The following is a 14,618-nucleotide window of genomic DNA, read 5'->3' as shown; positions in this document are numbered from 1 at the left end:
GCCCGGCTCCGTACCCGGGGTGACCCGGACGGAGCAGTGGCTGTCGGGGCGGAGACGTATGCTCGACGGCGGGGAATCGGCGCCGGGGGCGCTGTCGTACGGAGCTTGGGAGCAGCAGTGGCCGTCTGGGACGACCTGGTGGGCCAGGAGCGGGTGGTCGAGCAGCTGACCGCCGCGGCCCGGGCGGCCGGGGCGACGGTCGGGGCGGGCCGCGGCGCCGCGCCCGCGGACGGCGGGAACGCCTCCCTGATGACGCACGCCTGGCTGTTCACCGGGCCGCCCGGGGCCGGGCAGGTCACCGCCGCGCGGGCCTTCGCCGCCGCCCTGCAGTGCACCAGCCCCGACCTCGCGCTCGGCGGCACGCCCGGCTGCGGGTTCTGCGACGGCTGCCACACCGTGCTGGCCGGCAGCCACGCCGACGTCAAGTACGTGCGGACCGACGGCCTGTCCATCGGCGTCGGCGACATGCGCGAGCTGGTGCTGCGCGCCTCCAGTTACCCGACCGGCGGCCGCTGGTCGGTGATCCTGGTGGACGCCGCCCACCGGCTCACCGAGGCCGCCGCGAACGCGCTGCTCAAGGGCGTGGAGGAACCCTCCCCGCGCACCGTCTGGCTGCTCTGCGCCCCCTCCGTCCAGGACGTGCTGCCGACCATCCGCTCGCGCTGCCGCCTGCTCGTGCTGCGCACTCCCTCCGCCGAGGCGGTCGCCGACATGCTGGTCCGGCGCGACGGTGTCGAACCGGAGGCCGCCCGGATCGCGGCGCTCGCCGGGCAGGGCGACATCGAGCGCTCGCGCCGCCTCGCCGTGGACGAGCAGGCCCGCACCCGCCGCGCCGAGGTGCTGCGGATACCGCTGGAGGTCTCCGACATCGGCGGCTGCCTGGCCGCCGCGCAGCGCCTGGTCGACACCGCGAAGGCCGACGCCGAGGCGCTCGCCGAGACGCAGGACGCCAAGGAGACCGACGACCTGAAGGCGGCCTACGGCGCGGCCGAGGGAAGCAAGGCGCCGCGCGGCATGGCGGGGGCGGTCAAGGAGCTGGAGAAGCGGCAGAAGAGCCGCGCCACCCGCACCCGCCGGGAGACCCTCGGGGTCGCACTGCTCGACCTGCTCGGGTTCTACCGGGACGTGCTGGCCATCCAGCTCGGCTCCACCGGCGCGCTCGCCAACGAGGACCAGCGGCAGGCGCTGAACCGGGTCGCCCAGGCCGGCCCGGCGGAGGGCACGCTGCGCCGGATCGAGGCGGTGCTGGCCTGCCGTACCGCGCTGGACCGCAACGTGGACCCGCTGCTGGCGGTCGAGGCGATGACGGTGGCGCTGCGGGCGGGCTGAGAGCCTGGCGGGCCGGCTGATGTCCTGCGGGCGGGCCGATGCCCTGGGCGGGCCGATGTCCTGCCGGTGGCGGTAGGCCTCCCGGAGTCGGTCCGCCGTCCCACCTTCGAGTGAACGGGCGATACTCGCCGGGCACACCCGCGTGTGACGGTGCGCCCGTTGTGCACGCTGGGGGCCGACTGCGCCCCGGCCCCACTCCGGGTCCCCCGTGTCGGGGGTCCCGCCGCCGGAGCGGTCGCCTCCCGTACGGCACCGGGTCCGGTCCGGCGCCGACCCTCTTCCGAGGTGGTGCGTTCCGTGGTTCGTCCGCTCCTCGTCATCCCCCTGCTGGCCGCCGCGTTCGGCGGGATCTGGCTGGCGCGCGGCTCGCTCCAGCGCTGGCGCGACCTGCGGGCCGCCGAGACCTACGAGCTCGCGGGCGACCGGTGGCCGATGCTGCTGCGGGCGGCGGGGGCGATGGTCTGCGGCGTCTGCGTCACCGCACTCACGCTGCTCACCGCGCTCGGGGCCTTCGGCGGCCTCGGCCGGGGCGGCCAGGGTGCCGACCGGGCCCAGTCGGCCGCGGACGCCGCCGGCGCGGGGGCCTGGAAGGACCCCGACAGCGCTTCGACCGCCCGGCAGCAGGCGGCGCCGCCCACGGCCGCCGAGTCGGCCGCCGCTCCCGCACCGGCCGCACCGGCCGCGGCCACGGCCGCCGCGTCCGCCGTGGCCAGCCGGTTCGACAGCGTCGGGCACCCCGCCGGCGGCGAACTGCTGCAGTCCGCGGTGCTCGGCCCCGACGGGAAGCCGCGCAACATCCGGGTCTGGCTGCCCCCGCAGTACGCCAAGGAGCCGAACGCGCGCTTCCCGGTCGTGGTGATGCACTCCGCCACCCCGAGCAAGACCGCCGACGCCGAGGTCCCGGACGTCTTCGAGGGCATCGGCGCGGCGCTGCAGGCCGGTCGCGCCCGCCCGTTCATCCTGGTCGCCCCCGAGGCGCCCAACGGCACCGCCCACCCCTGCGAGCTGGTCGCCGCCGCTCCGGCCGCCGTCTCCGACGACGCGACGCTGCGCACCACCATCGCGAGCTCCTTCCGCACCCTGCCGCCCGGCCCCGCCTCCTGGGGGGCCCTCGGCGTGGAGGGCGGCGCACCGTGCGCGGCCGCGGCCGGGCTGGCCCGCCCGGACCTGTACGGCGCGGCCGCGGCGGTCTCCGGCCGGTACGACGCCGCCGCGCTCACCCAGACCGGCGCCGAGGCCCCGGCGGGCAGCGCGGCCAAACTGCTGCTCGCCGCGGCCAAGGCGGACGCCCCGGGACTGGACGCGGCCCGCAAGCTCCAGGCGGCGCTCAAGGCGGGCCAGGGCCCGGCGGCCAAGGCGGAGGTGCGGATCTCGGACAACGTGCAGGACTACACCCCCGACCGGGAGCGGCTGCGGCTGGTCCGGCAGGCGGCGCAGTTCCTGGCCGAGGCGCTGGCGAAGGCCTCCTGAGCAGCGGGGGAGCGGGGGTCTACGCTGCCTGCCGGCGGGTGATCGGACGGAGGAACGGAGGAGGGGAGCGGATGACGGCCTTCGGTCGGCGGGCGCGGTCGGCGGCCGCGGTGCTGGTGCTCGGGCTGCTGGCGGGGTCGGCGGGCGGGTGCAGCGCGGGGCCGGCCGGTTCCGCCGGCGCGTCGGCCGGCGCGTCCGGCCCGTCAGCGGCTGGCTCCGGCCCGTCAGCGGGCGCCGCAGCCGTCGTAGCCGCCGCCACCCCGCTGGAACCGTTGCCGGCCGCCGTCCCGGACGCGCTCGCGCCGTACTACGCGCAGCGGCCGGTCTGGCAGCCCTGCGACGGCGGGTTCGAGTGCACCACCTTCCGGGTGCCGACGGACTACGACCGCCCGGCGGACGGCGACCTCACCCTCTCGGCGGCCCGGGCGGTGGCCGTGCCCGGTGGCTCCGGAGCGGGATCCGACCCGGGCAGCGGACTGGGCTTCGACCCCGCCACCGGCTCAGTCACCAACTCAGTCACCGGCTCGGCCGCCGGATCGGGATCCTCTCCGGGCACCGGCCCGCGGCTGGGCTCCCTGCTGCTCAACCCGGGCGGCCCCGGCGGCTCGGCGATCGAGTACCTGGAGGCCGTCGCCCGGACGTACGACGGCTCGGTGCGGGCCCGCTACGACCTGGTCGGCCTCGACCCGCGCGGGGTGGGCCGCAGCAACCCCGTCAGCTGCCTGAGCGGCGAGCGGATGGACGCCTTCACGGCCGTCGACCTGGAGCCCGGCGACCAGCGGGCGGTCGACGCACTGGTCGCCGCCGACAAGGAGTTTGCCGAGGGCTGCCGGCGGCAGGCGGGGCCCGCGCTCGGCCACCTCAGCACCGTCGAGGCCGCCCGTGACATGGACGTGCTGCGCGCGCTCCTCGGCGACGAGCGGCTGAACTTCGTCGGCAAGTCCTACGGCACCTTCCTCGGCGCCACCTACGCCGGGCTCTTCCCGAGTCGGGTCGGACGGCTGGTGCTGGACGGCGCGATGGATCCGGCACTCGACTCGGTGGCCGGCAACCGCACCCAGGCCGGTGGCTTCGAGACCGCCTGGGCCGCCTTCGCCGAGGACTGCGCCGGCCGCGCGGGCTGCCCGCTCGGCCGCACCGTGCCGCAGATCGGCGAGCAGCTCAGCGCGCTGCTCGAGGCCGTCCACGCCGCCCCGCTGCCGAGCACCGACCACGGGCGCCCCCTCACCGGCTCCCAGGCCACCACCGGCGTCATCCAGGCCCTGTACGCCGACTTCCTCTGGCCCCAGCTGCGCAGTGCGCTCGCGGACGCCCGGGCTGGCGACGGCAGCGGGCTGCTGAAGCTGTCCGACGCCTACTACGGGCGCGGAGCGGACGGCTCGTACCCCAACCTGATGTTCGCCAACACGGCGGTGAACTGCCTGGACCTGCCCGCCCCGTTCCGCACGCCGGAGGACGTGCGGCGGGCGCTGCCGGACTTCGAGCGGGCCTCGCCGCACTTCGGGCGCGACATGGCCTGGATGGCGCTGACCTGCGCCTACTGGCCCGTCCGGGCCACCGGCGCGGCGCACACCATCCGGGCCGCCGGCGCCGCCCCGATCGTCGTCATCGGCACCACCCGTGACCCGGCCACCCCCTACGACTGGGCCCGCTCCCTCGCCGGACAGCTGGAGTCCGGCCGGCTGCTCACCTACGACGGGGACGGCCACACCGCGTACGGGCGGCACAACGCCTGCGTGGACGGCGCGGTCGACCACTTCCTGCTGACCGGGGAGCCGCCGGAGCAGGGCAAGCGGTGCGGCCGCTAGGGGCCCGTCACCGAGCCTCGGGCCGGCGTCAGGCGGAGGAGACGGCCAGCTTCGCGGCGAAACCCGCGAACAGGACGGCGACGCCGCTGGTGAGGGTCGCGGACAGGCGCTTGCGGCGACGGAAGGCGGTGGCCAGCGTGGTGCCGGCGAAGATCAGCAGGGAGAGGTAGAGCAGGCTGAAGGTCTGCAGGATGCCGCCGAGCAGCCCGAAGGACAGCGCGGGCTCCCCGTAGGACGGGTCGACGAACTGGGTGAAGAACGACAGCAGGAACAGGATCGCCTTCGGGTTCAGCAGGCTGATCACCAGCGCCCGGCGGAACGGCCGCTCGACCGCCTCCGGCGCCGCCTCGGCCCCCTCCGGCCCGGCCTCGGCCCGGCGCTCCCGCCACAGCTGGCGGGCGGCCCGGAGCATCCCGAAGCCGATCCACAGCAGGTACGCGGCACCGCCGAACTTCACCACCGCGAACACCGCCGGATTGGCCTTCAGCAGCGACGCGGCGCCCAGCGAGGTCAGGCTGATCAGCGTGAAGTCGCCGACGAACACGCCCGCGGCGGCCCGGTACCCGGTCCGGATGCCCTTCCGGGCGGCGACCGACAGCACGTACAGCGAGTTGGGGCCGGGCAGCAGGATGATGACGAGGGCGCCGAGGATGTAGGTCGCCAGGTCATTGACGCCGAGCACGATGCGCTCCGGAGGTGCGGGAAGGGCGGGAGGGGGCGCTCATCGTAACGTCGTACCGGTGATCGACTGAAGCGACGACCATCCACCCTCCAGAGGCCCGACCCCCTCGGCTACGGATCACCTGCGAACCTGTGTAGACTGACCCGCGTTGCCACCGCACGTGGCAACGGTGCCGCCTTAGCTCAGTTGGCCAGAGCAACGCACTCGTAATGCGTAGGTCGCGGGTTCGAATCCCGCAGGCGGCTCAGCAGCCAAGAGGCCCGGTCAGTACTCTGACCGGGCCTTTTGTCGTCTACATCATGCGGCGGCGGCGCCGGGCGCGTGCCGCTCGCGTGTTCGTGGTCTCAGTTGTGGTCTCACTTCCGGCCGGTTGGGGCCAGAGCGCGTTGCCCATTCGCCGGGCCGCTTCCCGGGTCGTCGGGGTGGTCGTCTTCACGTAGCGGCGGGTCATGCTGATCTGTGAGTGGCCCAAGATCTCCATGATGGTGAACGGGTCCACCCCCAGCTCGTTCAGGATTGTCCCGGCGGAGTGGCGGCTGCCGTCGTGCTGGCGCCGGTCCTCGATTCCCGCCTCGGCCAGCAGCTCCTTGAACTCCTCCCAGTCGGCGTGGGGGTCGATCGGCTGGCCGTCGGGACGGCAGGTGACGAGGTCGTAGTCCTGCCACCCGTCGCCGGCCGCGGCTTTCCACTCCTCCTGCTGCTGGCGCTGCTCGCGCAACAGCGGGATCAGAGGCGGGAGCAAGGGAGTCGTGCGACGGCTGCCCTTGGTCTTCGGGCGGGTGAAGGCGAGTCCGCCGCCGTGCCGCTTCGGGCAGGTGCTGGCGTGCCGGTCGCACTTCGGCGGACAGGGCTTGGGGCATCCGCGCTTGTAGCGGCGGTGCTTGGTGCACCCCGGCTCGCAGGCGTCCCGGTGGAGCCGCTCTCCGCACGCGTGCGGGTCGTCGCACCCGTGGCGCCACTTCAGCCGCTGGAGCTGCCAGGACGTGTCCATCTGGCCGGCATCCTCATCGACGTACTTCCAGCGCAGCCCCAGTGCCTCACCCTGGCGCAGGCCCTGGCCTACGCCGATCACCCATCGGACCCTGGTCGGGCGCTTCATCGCGGCGAGCAGGAAGCGTCGGGCCTCCTCCTGGGTGAACGGGTTCGCGTCCGTCTCCTCCACGGTGGGGGAGTCCACCAGTGTGGCGACATTGCGGGCCACCTTTCCTCGGCGGTGGGCGATCTTCAACGCGCGGGAGATGATCCGGTGCACCTTGAGGATGTGCGACCCGGCCCGGCCCTCGGCCCGCATCTGCGCGTACAGCTCGTCCAGGTGCTCCGGGAGCAACCGGTCCAGCCGGTGCCGGCCGATGCCGGGGATGATGTGGTTCCGGGTCTTGGACCAGTAGTCGTCCAGGCTGCGCGGCTTCAGCCGCTGGTTCGCGATGGTGGTCAGGTAGGTGGTCATCCACTGCTCGACCGTTGGCGCCCGGCCGGCCGCCGCCACCTGTCCGGCGTCGCGCTCGGTCTCCAACTTCTTGACCTTGCGCCGCACTTCCGTTTCGGTCTTGGCGCTGCGGTGGCGCCTGTCGGGGCTGCCGTCCGCCTTCACGCCCATGGTCACCCGGCCGTGCCAACGGCCGTCCGCGCCCTCGTAGATGGTCGATTCCATGTTAGGTAGGCGGGTCTTGCGATCGCTCACGCGGTACTCCTGAAGTGGCGAGGGCGCCGGGCATGATGCATCCCGGCGCCCTCGAAGGACTGGTTGGTCGGTGGTGGTGGTCAGGCGGCGCTGGCGGCCTGGCGCTCGATGTAGGCCTCGATGTCGGCGGGCCGGATGCGACGGGATCGCCCGATCTTGATGGACGTCAACTCCTTCTCGGCCAGGAGCTGGTAGAGCGTCGACCGTCCGATGCGCAGCATCTTCGCGGCTTCCTCGGCGGTCAGCAGAACCGGGCGAATCGCGGCGGCGGGCATGGTCATGGTGCCTCCTGTTGATCCTCTTGGCTTGCTTCTCTGGGGGGCCGCTACCGCCGCTACTCCGCTACCGCGCTGGTCAGGTGGGGTGCGGCGGTAGCGGGTGGGGTAGCGGTAGCGGATTGGTGCGGTCAGCCGACGGTGGTGAGTTCGGCGGGGGTCTCGGTGGTGGTGGGCGGTTCGGTATCCGCTACCGCTACCGGTTCCGCTACCGGGAAAAGGGCCCTGACCTGGGCGGTAGCGGGAGTAGCGCTGGTAGCGGTGGTTTCGGGGATGGGCGGGCAGTAGCGCAGCCAGGCGTCGGCGAGGTCGGTGGCGTAGTAGCCCTTGGCGACGGCGGTGCCGATCTTGATGTTGCGGGGGCGGATGGGCTGGTTGGCGGCGGTGACGTAGTCGCCGAGCAGCTTGGCGAGGGAACGGGTGTTGAGGGGGCGGCCGTCGAGGTCGGCCCAGGGGGCGTCGTCCATGGCGGTGAGGCGTTCGATGATGGTGGCGCTGGTGAGGCGCTCGGCTCCGGCGAAGACGTCGCGCAGGTCGGCGAGCAGGCGCACGCCGACGCTGCCCTTGTCGTTGGCCTGGGCGGCGTTGACGAGTTCGAGGCAGGCGGTGCGGGCGCGGTCGGGCCAGTGGCCGCCGGCGGCGTCGGCGACGGCGAGGAGGGGTTCCCACACGTCGGCGGGGCGGTCGGTGACGCCCTCGGGCATCTCGGGCCAGGCGCCGGTGAGCTGTTCGCGGACGGTGTCGGCCCAGTCGGCGAGGCGGTCGCGCAGGGCATGGCCCTCGGCTTCGTGGATGCGCTGGCGGAACGCCTCGACGCGCTCGTTGGGGGCCCGACGGCGCATCCGGATGACGATGGAGCGGCTCATGATGGTGTCGGGCAGGTCGCCGAGGCCGGCGAGGACGAGGGCGGCGTAGACGGGGAACTTCTGGACGACGTGGTTCTCGCCGTCGCGGACGCTGCGGACGACGCCGCCGGTGCGGCGGTATCCGGCGTTGATCAGGCCACGCAGGTCCTCGTTACCGCCCGCGGCCGCGCCGAAGACGGTGTCGACCTCGTCGAAAAGGACGGTGGGGCGGGCCTGCTCGTCGCAGACGGAGCGGAACAGCGCGGAGGCGCTGATATCGACGGTGGTGAGCGGCCGGGGGACCAGGGTCTCCACGATCTCCAGCGCGCGCGTCTTGCCGCTGCCGGGCTCGGGGCTGAGGAAGGCGAGGCGGGGGGTGGCCTCGAAGGCGTCCATCAGGTGGGCGTGGGCGTCCCACAGGGTCACGGCGACGTAGGCGGACTCCGAGGGGAAGACGTTGAAGCGGCGATGGTGCCGCTCGACCTCGTCCAGCAGGGCGGCGCCGTCCTCGGCCGTGGTGGTGACGGGCGGGGTGGGATCGGTCATGCTTGGGGCTCCAGTCTGTTGGGCTGGTTGAAGCGGCCGCAGGCTCTGGCGAGAGGGCGGCCGCTTCGGCGCGTTGGGGTGGTCAGTCCAGGTGGGTGCCAGCGGCGGCGAAGCCGCGGTCGACGGCGCGGGTGGCGTAGTCGTGGGGGACGCCGACGTTGACGGCGGCGTCGATGAGCTGCTGGGCGAGGGTGTCGAGTCCGCAGGGGCCGGGGCAGCGGGTGTGCTGGGCGGCGAGGAAGCGGGCGACGCCGTAGGCCTGCGATCCGGCGCCGGTCTCGGGGCAGTCGGCGATTTTGGCGAGGCCGCGTTGCAGCCCGGTGTGGATGTAGCGGTCGGTGTGGCGGCAGCCGTGGCCTTTGGTGCGGGTCCAGGTTGGCGGGGGCGAAGAGGCCACCCGCGCGCCATGCGCCGGCGGCGGGGTGGTCTCTTCCTTGTCGACCAGGGCGCGGACGGCGTCGGGCAGCGGCGCCATGGTGCCGGCGCCGTAGCCGAGCCAACGGGCGTACTGCATGGTCGACTTGACGTCCACGTCGGGGCGGACCTTGTTGGCGGAGGTCATGGCGCCCCGGTAGACCCAGTGTTCGCCCCGGGTGCTGGGCACGGTGAGCGTCGGGGGCAGGGCGGTGCGGGCCCAGGTGACGGCGCCGGCGCTGTCGAGGTCGACCACGGTCAGGCCGGCGCCGCCGGGGTGGTAGGCCACCGCTTCGGCCTCCCGCCACGCGCGATGCCACGGCGGGCTGTTCAGGACGGCGGGGTCGGTGGTGGCGGCGGCCCACGCGTGGCAGGGCGCCGGGCAGGCGCACGGGCCCGGGACTTTCATGTTCGGTCGGCCGCCGCAGGCGTTGTCCTTACAGGCCTGGCAGTTGCCGACCGGGCGTTTCCCGGCCCGCAGCGGTAGGACGGGAAGGCCGAGCCGGGCCAGTTCGAGGGCGAGTTGCAGGATGGGGTTCACGCCGGTCTCCAGACGTCGGCGGGGGCTGTTCGGCGGCGTGCTGTTCGGCGCAGACCTTGTGGGTGGGCCTGCGCTGCTCGTCGCGCAGCGGGGTGGAACGGCCGCACCAGCGGCAGGGGCGGGGGCCGGTGCGGTCGTAGTGGGAGGCGTCGTGCCAGTCCAGGTAGGCGGACACGGTTGCTGGCCGGACCGGTCAGCGGTGCCCGGCGGCCCAGCAGACCGGGCAGATGTCCCGGCCGCCGGGGCGCTGGTGCCATCCGTCGGGGCGGCGGAGGCGGCGGACGTCGTCGGCGGTGCGGGCGGCGGGGTGGTGGATCTCGGGCGCCTCGCAGTCGGGGCCGTCGCAGTGGACGATCGGGATGCTGTAGGTGCTCATGCCGCGCTCCTGCCGGGGGCCACGCCCAGCTGGGCAGCTGCCTGTCGGCCGATCAGTTCGGTGTAGGCCGGGGGGATGGCTTCGCGCAGGCCGTCGCGGGTGGCCCAGGGCATGCCCATCACGGCCGCGCTGCGGGCGAGCGGGACGTTGGAGAAGTTGCCGACGACGTGCATGAACTCGCCCTCGGCGACGGGGCGGCCCATCTTGGCGTTCGGTGCGGTGTGGACCGGGTGGTCCGGCGGGGCGAGGGCGAGTCCGCCGCCGGGCTCGAAGAGGCGGTGGCGGTAGGTGCGCAGGCCGAACATGGTGCCGCAGAGCAGCACCGGGTCGTGCAGCTCGGCGCGGGCCTCTTCGACGTTCTCGATGACCCACGGGCGGCCGGTGGACTGCAGGGCGGCGCGGGTGGGGGCGATGAGGTCGGGGTGCTCCCGGCGGCGGATCTTCTGGCAGCGGGTGTAGCGCTGGCACGGCGGGGAGGCGTGCACGAAGTCGAAGAGGTGCCCGTGCTCCCTGATGAACTGCACGGCGTCAGCCTGGAGGAAGGCCAGCGGGTTCCTCGGCTGCGGGGCGTTGTCGAGGCTGAGGACGCGGTATCCGGCGAGGTGGTAGCCCATGCCGGCACCGCCCTGGCACCCGTAGGCGTCCAGGACGGTCAGGCCGTTCCACGGACGATCGGGCAGCCAGGCCGCGGGCGGGCGGGCCGCGAGGAACAGGCCGGACAGGGCAGCGGCGGCGCTCACCAGGCACCGCCGAGCAGGTCGGCGACGAGCGGGGCAAGGTGCCGGTTGGCGTACTCGGCGAGGGCGTGGACCACGGCCTTGGCCTCGTGGGTCAGCGCGTTGCCGGGCCGGGTCGTGGTGGGGGCGGTGAGGATGTCGTCGGGGACCGGAAGGAGCACGGCGGCAGTCACCAGGACGGCGGGGCGGTCGGTGCGGTCCGGGCTGACGAGGACGGGCCACTGCTCGCTCGGGTGGAACCACGGGTCCTTCTCCCAGTCCAGCGGGTGCCCGGCGGGGCGGTGGGCGAGCTGGCTGTGCCGCAGGCCGACCTTGGCGCAGAACTGGGCGCCGCCGTGGTGGTCCCGGTAGACGTCGAGCGGCTGGACGTCGCGGCGCACGGCCGCGTAGCCGGGGGCCATGACGGGGGCGGTGGCGGTGCGCCACGCGGCGATGGCGAACTCCACCGGACGGAGCGGCCGGCCGTCCTCGTGGAAGTCGTCGGCGTGCCGGGCGATGTAGGCGCCGTAACGGGAGCGGCCGTCGGAGGCCTGCTCCCGGTCGGCGGTGTCGTCCACGATCACGAGCGCGGAGTGGTGGAAGTCGGGCATGCTGGTCCCATCTCTGTGAAGGGGATGCACGGCCCCGCACCAGCCGCCGAACTTGGCAGAGAGACGGCTGGTGTGGGGCTTTGTGCTGTGTGGGAGCGGGTCTGTCCGTCCCCCGCACCGCCCGGGCCCCTGCCGCTGGATGCGGCGTGGTCCGGGCGGCGCGGCCGGTCGGGCAGGCCGTCAGCGGTTGCGGTTGGTGACGTTGACGCTCACGTTCACGGCGCCCTGTCCGCCTCCTCCGCCGGAGCTGCGGGTTTTGGCGAGGCAGTAGGCGCCGGCGCCGATGGCGGCGAGTCCGCCGAGGCTGCTGCCGGCGGCGGCGACGGCCTGGAGGGCGTAGCCGATGCCGAGTCCGGCGGCGCCGAGTCCGATTCCGCCGGCGGCGAGCCGGGCGGGCCAGGGGTCGCGGGCGGGCGGCGCGGCCGCGGCCGGGGCCGGGAGGACGACGGTGGGCTGGTGCGGGACCGGCGGGTGGGCGTAGACGGGGGCGGGCTGCGGGGCGGTGGGCTGGTGGATGGCGGGCGCGTTCGTGAGGGGGGCGGTGGCGTACAGGGGTTGGCCGTCGGCGGTGTAGAGCACCGGGGCGGCCGGGGGGTAAGGGTTGTGGTCCACGGTGCTCTCCTGTCGGGGTTGGTGCGGGGTGGGTGGTCAGTGGCCGGAGACGATGCGGGTGACGGCGGCGAGGAAGTTGTTCACGGGGTCGGCCATGCCGGTGGAGGCGAGCGTGAAGCCCGAGAGCCAGAGCACGGCGGCGGTGGGCAGGGAGACGCGGCGGCCGCGGATGAGGACGGCGGACAGGATCGCGAAGACGACGGTGACGCTGAGCGAGACGATCACGGCGAGGGCCTTCCGGTGGGTGCTGTGGGGGTGCGGAGCGGCCCGCCCGGAGCGGGTCCGGGCGGGCCGTGGTGCCTGTTGTGCGCCTGTAGTGCGCGCCTGTCTGTCGCCTGTTGCCTGTCGCCTGTCTGTAGCCTGTAGTCCCGCAGGTCAGAGGGGGGATGACAGGGCATCGGCCGGTGCCGCACCCCCCTTTCGGGGCGGGCGCGACAGGCGACAGACAGGCCGGTTCGTCAGGCGTCGGCGGGCGGCTCGGGCAGGTACTGGCGGTGGACGTAGCGGGCCTTGCTGCCCTCGCCGACGCGGGCCACTTCGCCGCTCTCGGCCCAGGACTTGAGCCATCCGGCGATGGTCGGCCGGGTGGTCCCGAACTCGGGCTTGAGGATCTTCTCCATGGCACTGGCGCCGGTGCCCTCGGGCCCGGCCTTGATCAGGAGCATGAGCGCGGCCTCGCGGGCACCGGGCTCCGGGGCCTTGTCCTCGCGGCCGGTGGACCAGGTGGACGGGTCGGCCCAGTCGGTGCCGGCCGGGGCGGGGCCGGGCTCGGGCGCGGAGGGCAGCAGCCAGATCGATTCCAGGTCGTCCGGGTCGGCGGGCTTGTCCCATCCGGCGGTGGCCTTCCATCCGCCGGCCGGAGCGGCGCCCGTGGCCGGCGCGGCGCCGGTCGCGGTGGCCGTCGTGGCGGGGGCGCCGGCGGTGACGGGCTCGGTGGTGGCCCAGAGGTGGCCGCAGCGGTCCAGGGTCCAGCGGTCGGTGTAGTCGGTGCCCGCGGCTTCGAGGGAGGGGGTGTCGAGGGCGGGGCGGCGGTGGGAGGTGAGCGCGCTGATCTCCTCGATCATGCCGGGCTTGATGCGGGGTTGGCGGGCCTTGGCGGGCTGCTTGCCCTCGGTGCCGACCAGCACCGACCCGGGTCCGGAGAACGAGTCCTCGGCCCGCAGTGCGCGCCACCCGAAGAGGTGCCCGAGTTCGGAGTCCTCCAGGGCGCCGGTGGCCAGGCGGTTGGAGGCCATCTTGCGGACGAGCGGGTCGGGCATGACGTCCTGGGTGACGCGCAGGACGGAGAGGACGGCGCGGATCGCCATGGCGCGGGCGATGCGGACGACTTCGGAGATCCCGGCGAGCACGGCGCGGGCCTCGCGGGTGGCGGCGGCTTCGGCGCCCTCGTCGGTGATGATGACGATCTCGGGGATGGCCGGGCTGACGGGGAGCTTGTCGTCGTCGGCGTCGCGCATCGCGTCCTGGTAGGCGACCTTGCGGGCCTTGGCGATGCGGACGGCCACCGCGAGCATGCGCTTGGCCTCCTCGACGGTGGAGGCGACCCAGTCCACGCCCGGGACGGGGATGTCCGCGTCGGCCCAGCGGGAGCCCTCGCGGCCGATCTGGGCGTCGCGCCAGGCGTTGAGCCAGGGCAGGCCGATGGAGCCGCCGTTGAGGTCGATCACCCACACGAGCACGTCGTTCGTCTGGTTCAGCCGGGCGATCAGGGTGTGGAGCCAGTTGGTCTTGCCGGTGCCGGTGGGGCCGGTGACGATCGTGGAGGCCTGCCGCAGGTCCATCTCCGCCCGCGTCCCGTCGGACAGCAGCGCGACCGGGATCGGGTTGTTGACCGTGGTCGTCTCCTCGATCTCCTCAACAGGGAAGTCGAGTTGGTCGGTGAGGACCTTGGTGGTGACCTGGACGAGGACGCGGCGTCGGGAGATGCCGGGCATGACCTGCAGGCCGCAGCCGTCGGGCAGGTCGAGGTCGGAGCCGAGGGCCTCGGCGCGGTCGGCGATGGCGCGGCGGGTGGTGCCGCCCTCGGGGAGTTCGAGTTCGAGGGTGTAGCCGGCGCCGGAGGGCCAGTGCTCGATGCCAAGCACGGTCACCTCGACCGAGCAGACGCGGCGGATGCGGTCGGTCCAGTCGGCGGCGAGCTGGCGGCGGGCGCCGATCAGCAGCAGGTGCGCGCGCTTGGCCTGCTCGACCTCCTCGTGCGCGGCGAACGCGGCGCCGAGGGTGCCGGCGGCGATCCCGGCGACGGCGAGCGAGCCCAGCTCGGGCCACTGCCACGGGCCGCCGTGGGCCAGCGCCCAGGACGACCAGCCGCCGGCGGCCATCCAGCACGTGCCCCGAAACGCCAGCGTCGCCCCGGTCAGACGCTTGCGCAGGCCGGCGCCGATGGTGCCGAGGGCCCCGGCGGCGCCTGCGGCCAGCGCCCATCCGGCGGGCAGGCCGGTGGCGTGGCCGATCGCGGTCGTGGACAGGGCGCCGGCGGTGGCGTTGAGGGTGCCGGTCAGCAGGCCGTGCCCGGCGCTCCAGTCCAGGCGCGGCCCGGTGTTCTTGGTGTTCTTGGTCATGGTGGCGGTCTCCAGCCGGGAAAGGGGGCCGGGGCGGCCACCGGGGGGGGGGGGCCCGGCCCGGGGGGGGGGTGGGGGGGGTTGGGGGGGGGAGACGGTCCCCTGGCGCGCGGCCGCCCGGCCCGTGCGCGGGGTATCGGGGCGCGCCCGG

General features: G+C 74.4%; 14 protein-coding genes and 1 tRNA gene. 4 read left to right on the top strand and 11 right to left on the bottom strand.

Going from position 1 to position 14,618, the window contains the following annotated elements:
* The first annotated feature begins 117 nt into the window (after positions 1-117).
* From ABT247_RS03310 to ABT247_RS03300, 3 genes are all read left to right on the top strand, one after another.
* Complete coding sequence (locus tag ABT247_RS03310; RefSeq protein ID WP_350737248.1) at positions 118-1,329, top strand: DNA polymerase III subunit delta'; 1,212 nt, start codon at positions 118-120, stop codon at positions 1,327-1,329.
* 297 nt (positions 1,330-1,626) lie between these two features.
* On the top strand, positions 1,627-2,799 hold the full coding sequence (locus tag ABT247_RS03305) for a hypothetical protein (protein WP_350737133.1): 1,173 nt from the start codon (positions 1,627-1,629) through the stop codon (positions 2,797-2,799).
* 71 nt (positions 2,800-2,870) lie between these two features.
* Entirely contained in the window at positions 2,871-4,607 is a 1,737-nt protein-coding gene (locus ABT247_RS03300) for an alpha/beta fold hydrolase (protein WP_350737130.1), read from the top strand.
* Positions 4,608-4,635: 28 nt separating this feature from the next.
* Here the strand turns inward: ABT247_RS03300 and leuE are convergent, their stop codons facing one another.
* Entirely contained in the window at positions 4,636-5,289 is a 654-nt protein-coding gene (gene leuE / locus ABT247_RS03295; RefSeq protein ID WP_350737128.1) for a leucine efflux protein LeuE, read from the bottom strand.
* 171 nt (positions 5,290-5,460) lie between these two features.
* On the opposite strand from leuE, the gene ABT247_RS03290 reads away from it, so the two are divergent.
* Positions 5,461-5,534 (top strand) — tRNA-Thr (locus tag ABT247_RS03290).
* A gap of 47 nt (positions 5,535-5,581) precedes the next feature.
* On the opposite strand, the gene ABT247_RS03285 is transcribed toward ABT247_RS03290, so the two are convergent.
* The 10 genes from ABT247_RS03285 to ABT247_RS03240 form a co-directional block, all read right to left on the bottom strand.
* On the bottom strand, positions 5,582-6,940 hold the full coding sequence (locus ABT247_RS03285) for a tyrosine-type recombinase/integrase (protein ID WP_350737126.1): 1,359 nt from the start codon (positions 6,938-6,940) through the stop codon (positions 5,582-5,584).
* A 110-nt stretch (positions 6,941-7,050) separates the two neighbouring features.
* The gene (locus ABT247_RS03280; protein ID WP_350737124.1) at positions 7,051-7,251 is read right to left on the bottom strand and encodes a helix-turn-helix domain-containing protein; all 201 of its coding nucleotides are present in this window, start codon (positions 7,249-7,251) and stop codon (positions 7,051-7,053) included.
* 125 nt (positions 7,252-7,376) lie between these two features.
* The gene (locus ABT247_RS03275) at positions 7,377-8,636 is read right to left on the bottom strand and encodes a DUF3631 domain-containing protein (RefSeq protein WP_350737122.1); all 1,260 of its coding nucleotides are present in this window, start codon (positions 8,634-8,636) and stop codon (positions 7,377-7,379) included.
* An 82-nt stretch (positions 8,637-8,718) separates the two neighbouring features.
* Positions 8,719-9,591: a bifunctional DNA primase/polymerase gene (locus ABT247_RS03270; RefSeq protein WP_350737120.1), complete on the bottom strand. Its 873-nt coding sequence runs from the start codon at positions 9,589-9,591 to the stop codon at positions 8,719-8,721.
* A gap of 193 nt (positions 9,592-9,784) precedes the next feature.
* Complete coding sequence (locus tag ABT247_RS03265) at positions 9,785-9,967, bottom strand: hypothetical protein (protein WP_350737117.1); 183 nt, start codon at positions 9,965-9,967, stop codon at positions 9,785-9,787.
* Positions 9,964-10,581: an SAM-dependent methyltransferase gene (locus ABT247_RS03260; RefSeq protein ID WP_350737246.1), complete on the bottom strand. Its 618-nt coding sequence runs from the start codon at positions 10,579-10,581 to the stop codon at positions 9,964-9,966. Before ABT247_RS03260 ends, ABT247_RS03265 begins: the two co-directional genes overlap by 4 nt.
* 122 nt (positions 10,582-10,703) lie before the next feature.
* On the bottom strand, positions 10,704-11,294 hold the full coding sequence (locus ABT247_RS03255) for a hypothetical protein (protein WP_350737114.1): 591 nt from the start codon (positions 11,292-11,294) through the stop codon (positions 10,704-10,706).
* Positions 11,295-11,474: 180 nt separating this feature from the next.
* Positions 11,475-11,906, bottom strand: a complete 432-nt coding sequence (locus ABT247_RS03250; protein WP_350737111.1) for a hypothetical protein — start codon at positions 11,904-11,906, stop codon at positions 11,475-11,477.
* A 36-nt stretch (positions 11,907-11,942) separates the two neighbouring features.
* Positions 11,943-12,131, bottom strand: a complete 189-nt coding sequence (locus ABT247_RS03245; RefSeq protein WP_350737109.1) for a hypothetical protein — start codon at positions 12,129-12,131, stop codon at positions 11,943-11,945.
* A gap of 233 nt (positions 12,132-12,364) precedes the next feature.
* Positions 12,365-14,467, bottom strand: coding sequence for a hypothetical protein (locus ABT247_RS03240; protein WP_350737106.1), 2,103 nt, complete (start codon positions 14,465-14,467; stop codon positions 12,365-12,367).
* Positions 14,468-14,618: the final 151 nt, after the last annotated feature.

This window comes from Kitasatospora sp. NPDC001539 (genome assembly GCF_040298565.1).
Classification (GTDB): domain Bacteria; phylum Actinomycetota; class Actinomycetes; order Streptomycetales; family Streptomycetaceae; genus Kitasatospora.
The sequence above is the reverse complement of the archived record's forward strand: the minus strand, read 5'-3'. Positions and strand labels throughout refer to the sequence as shown.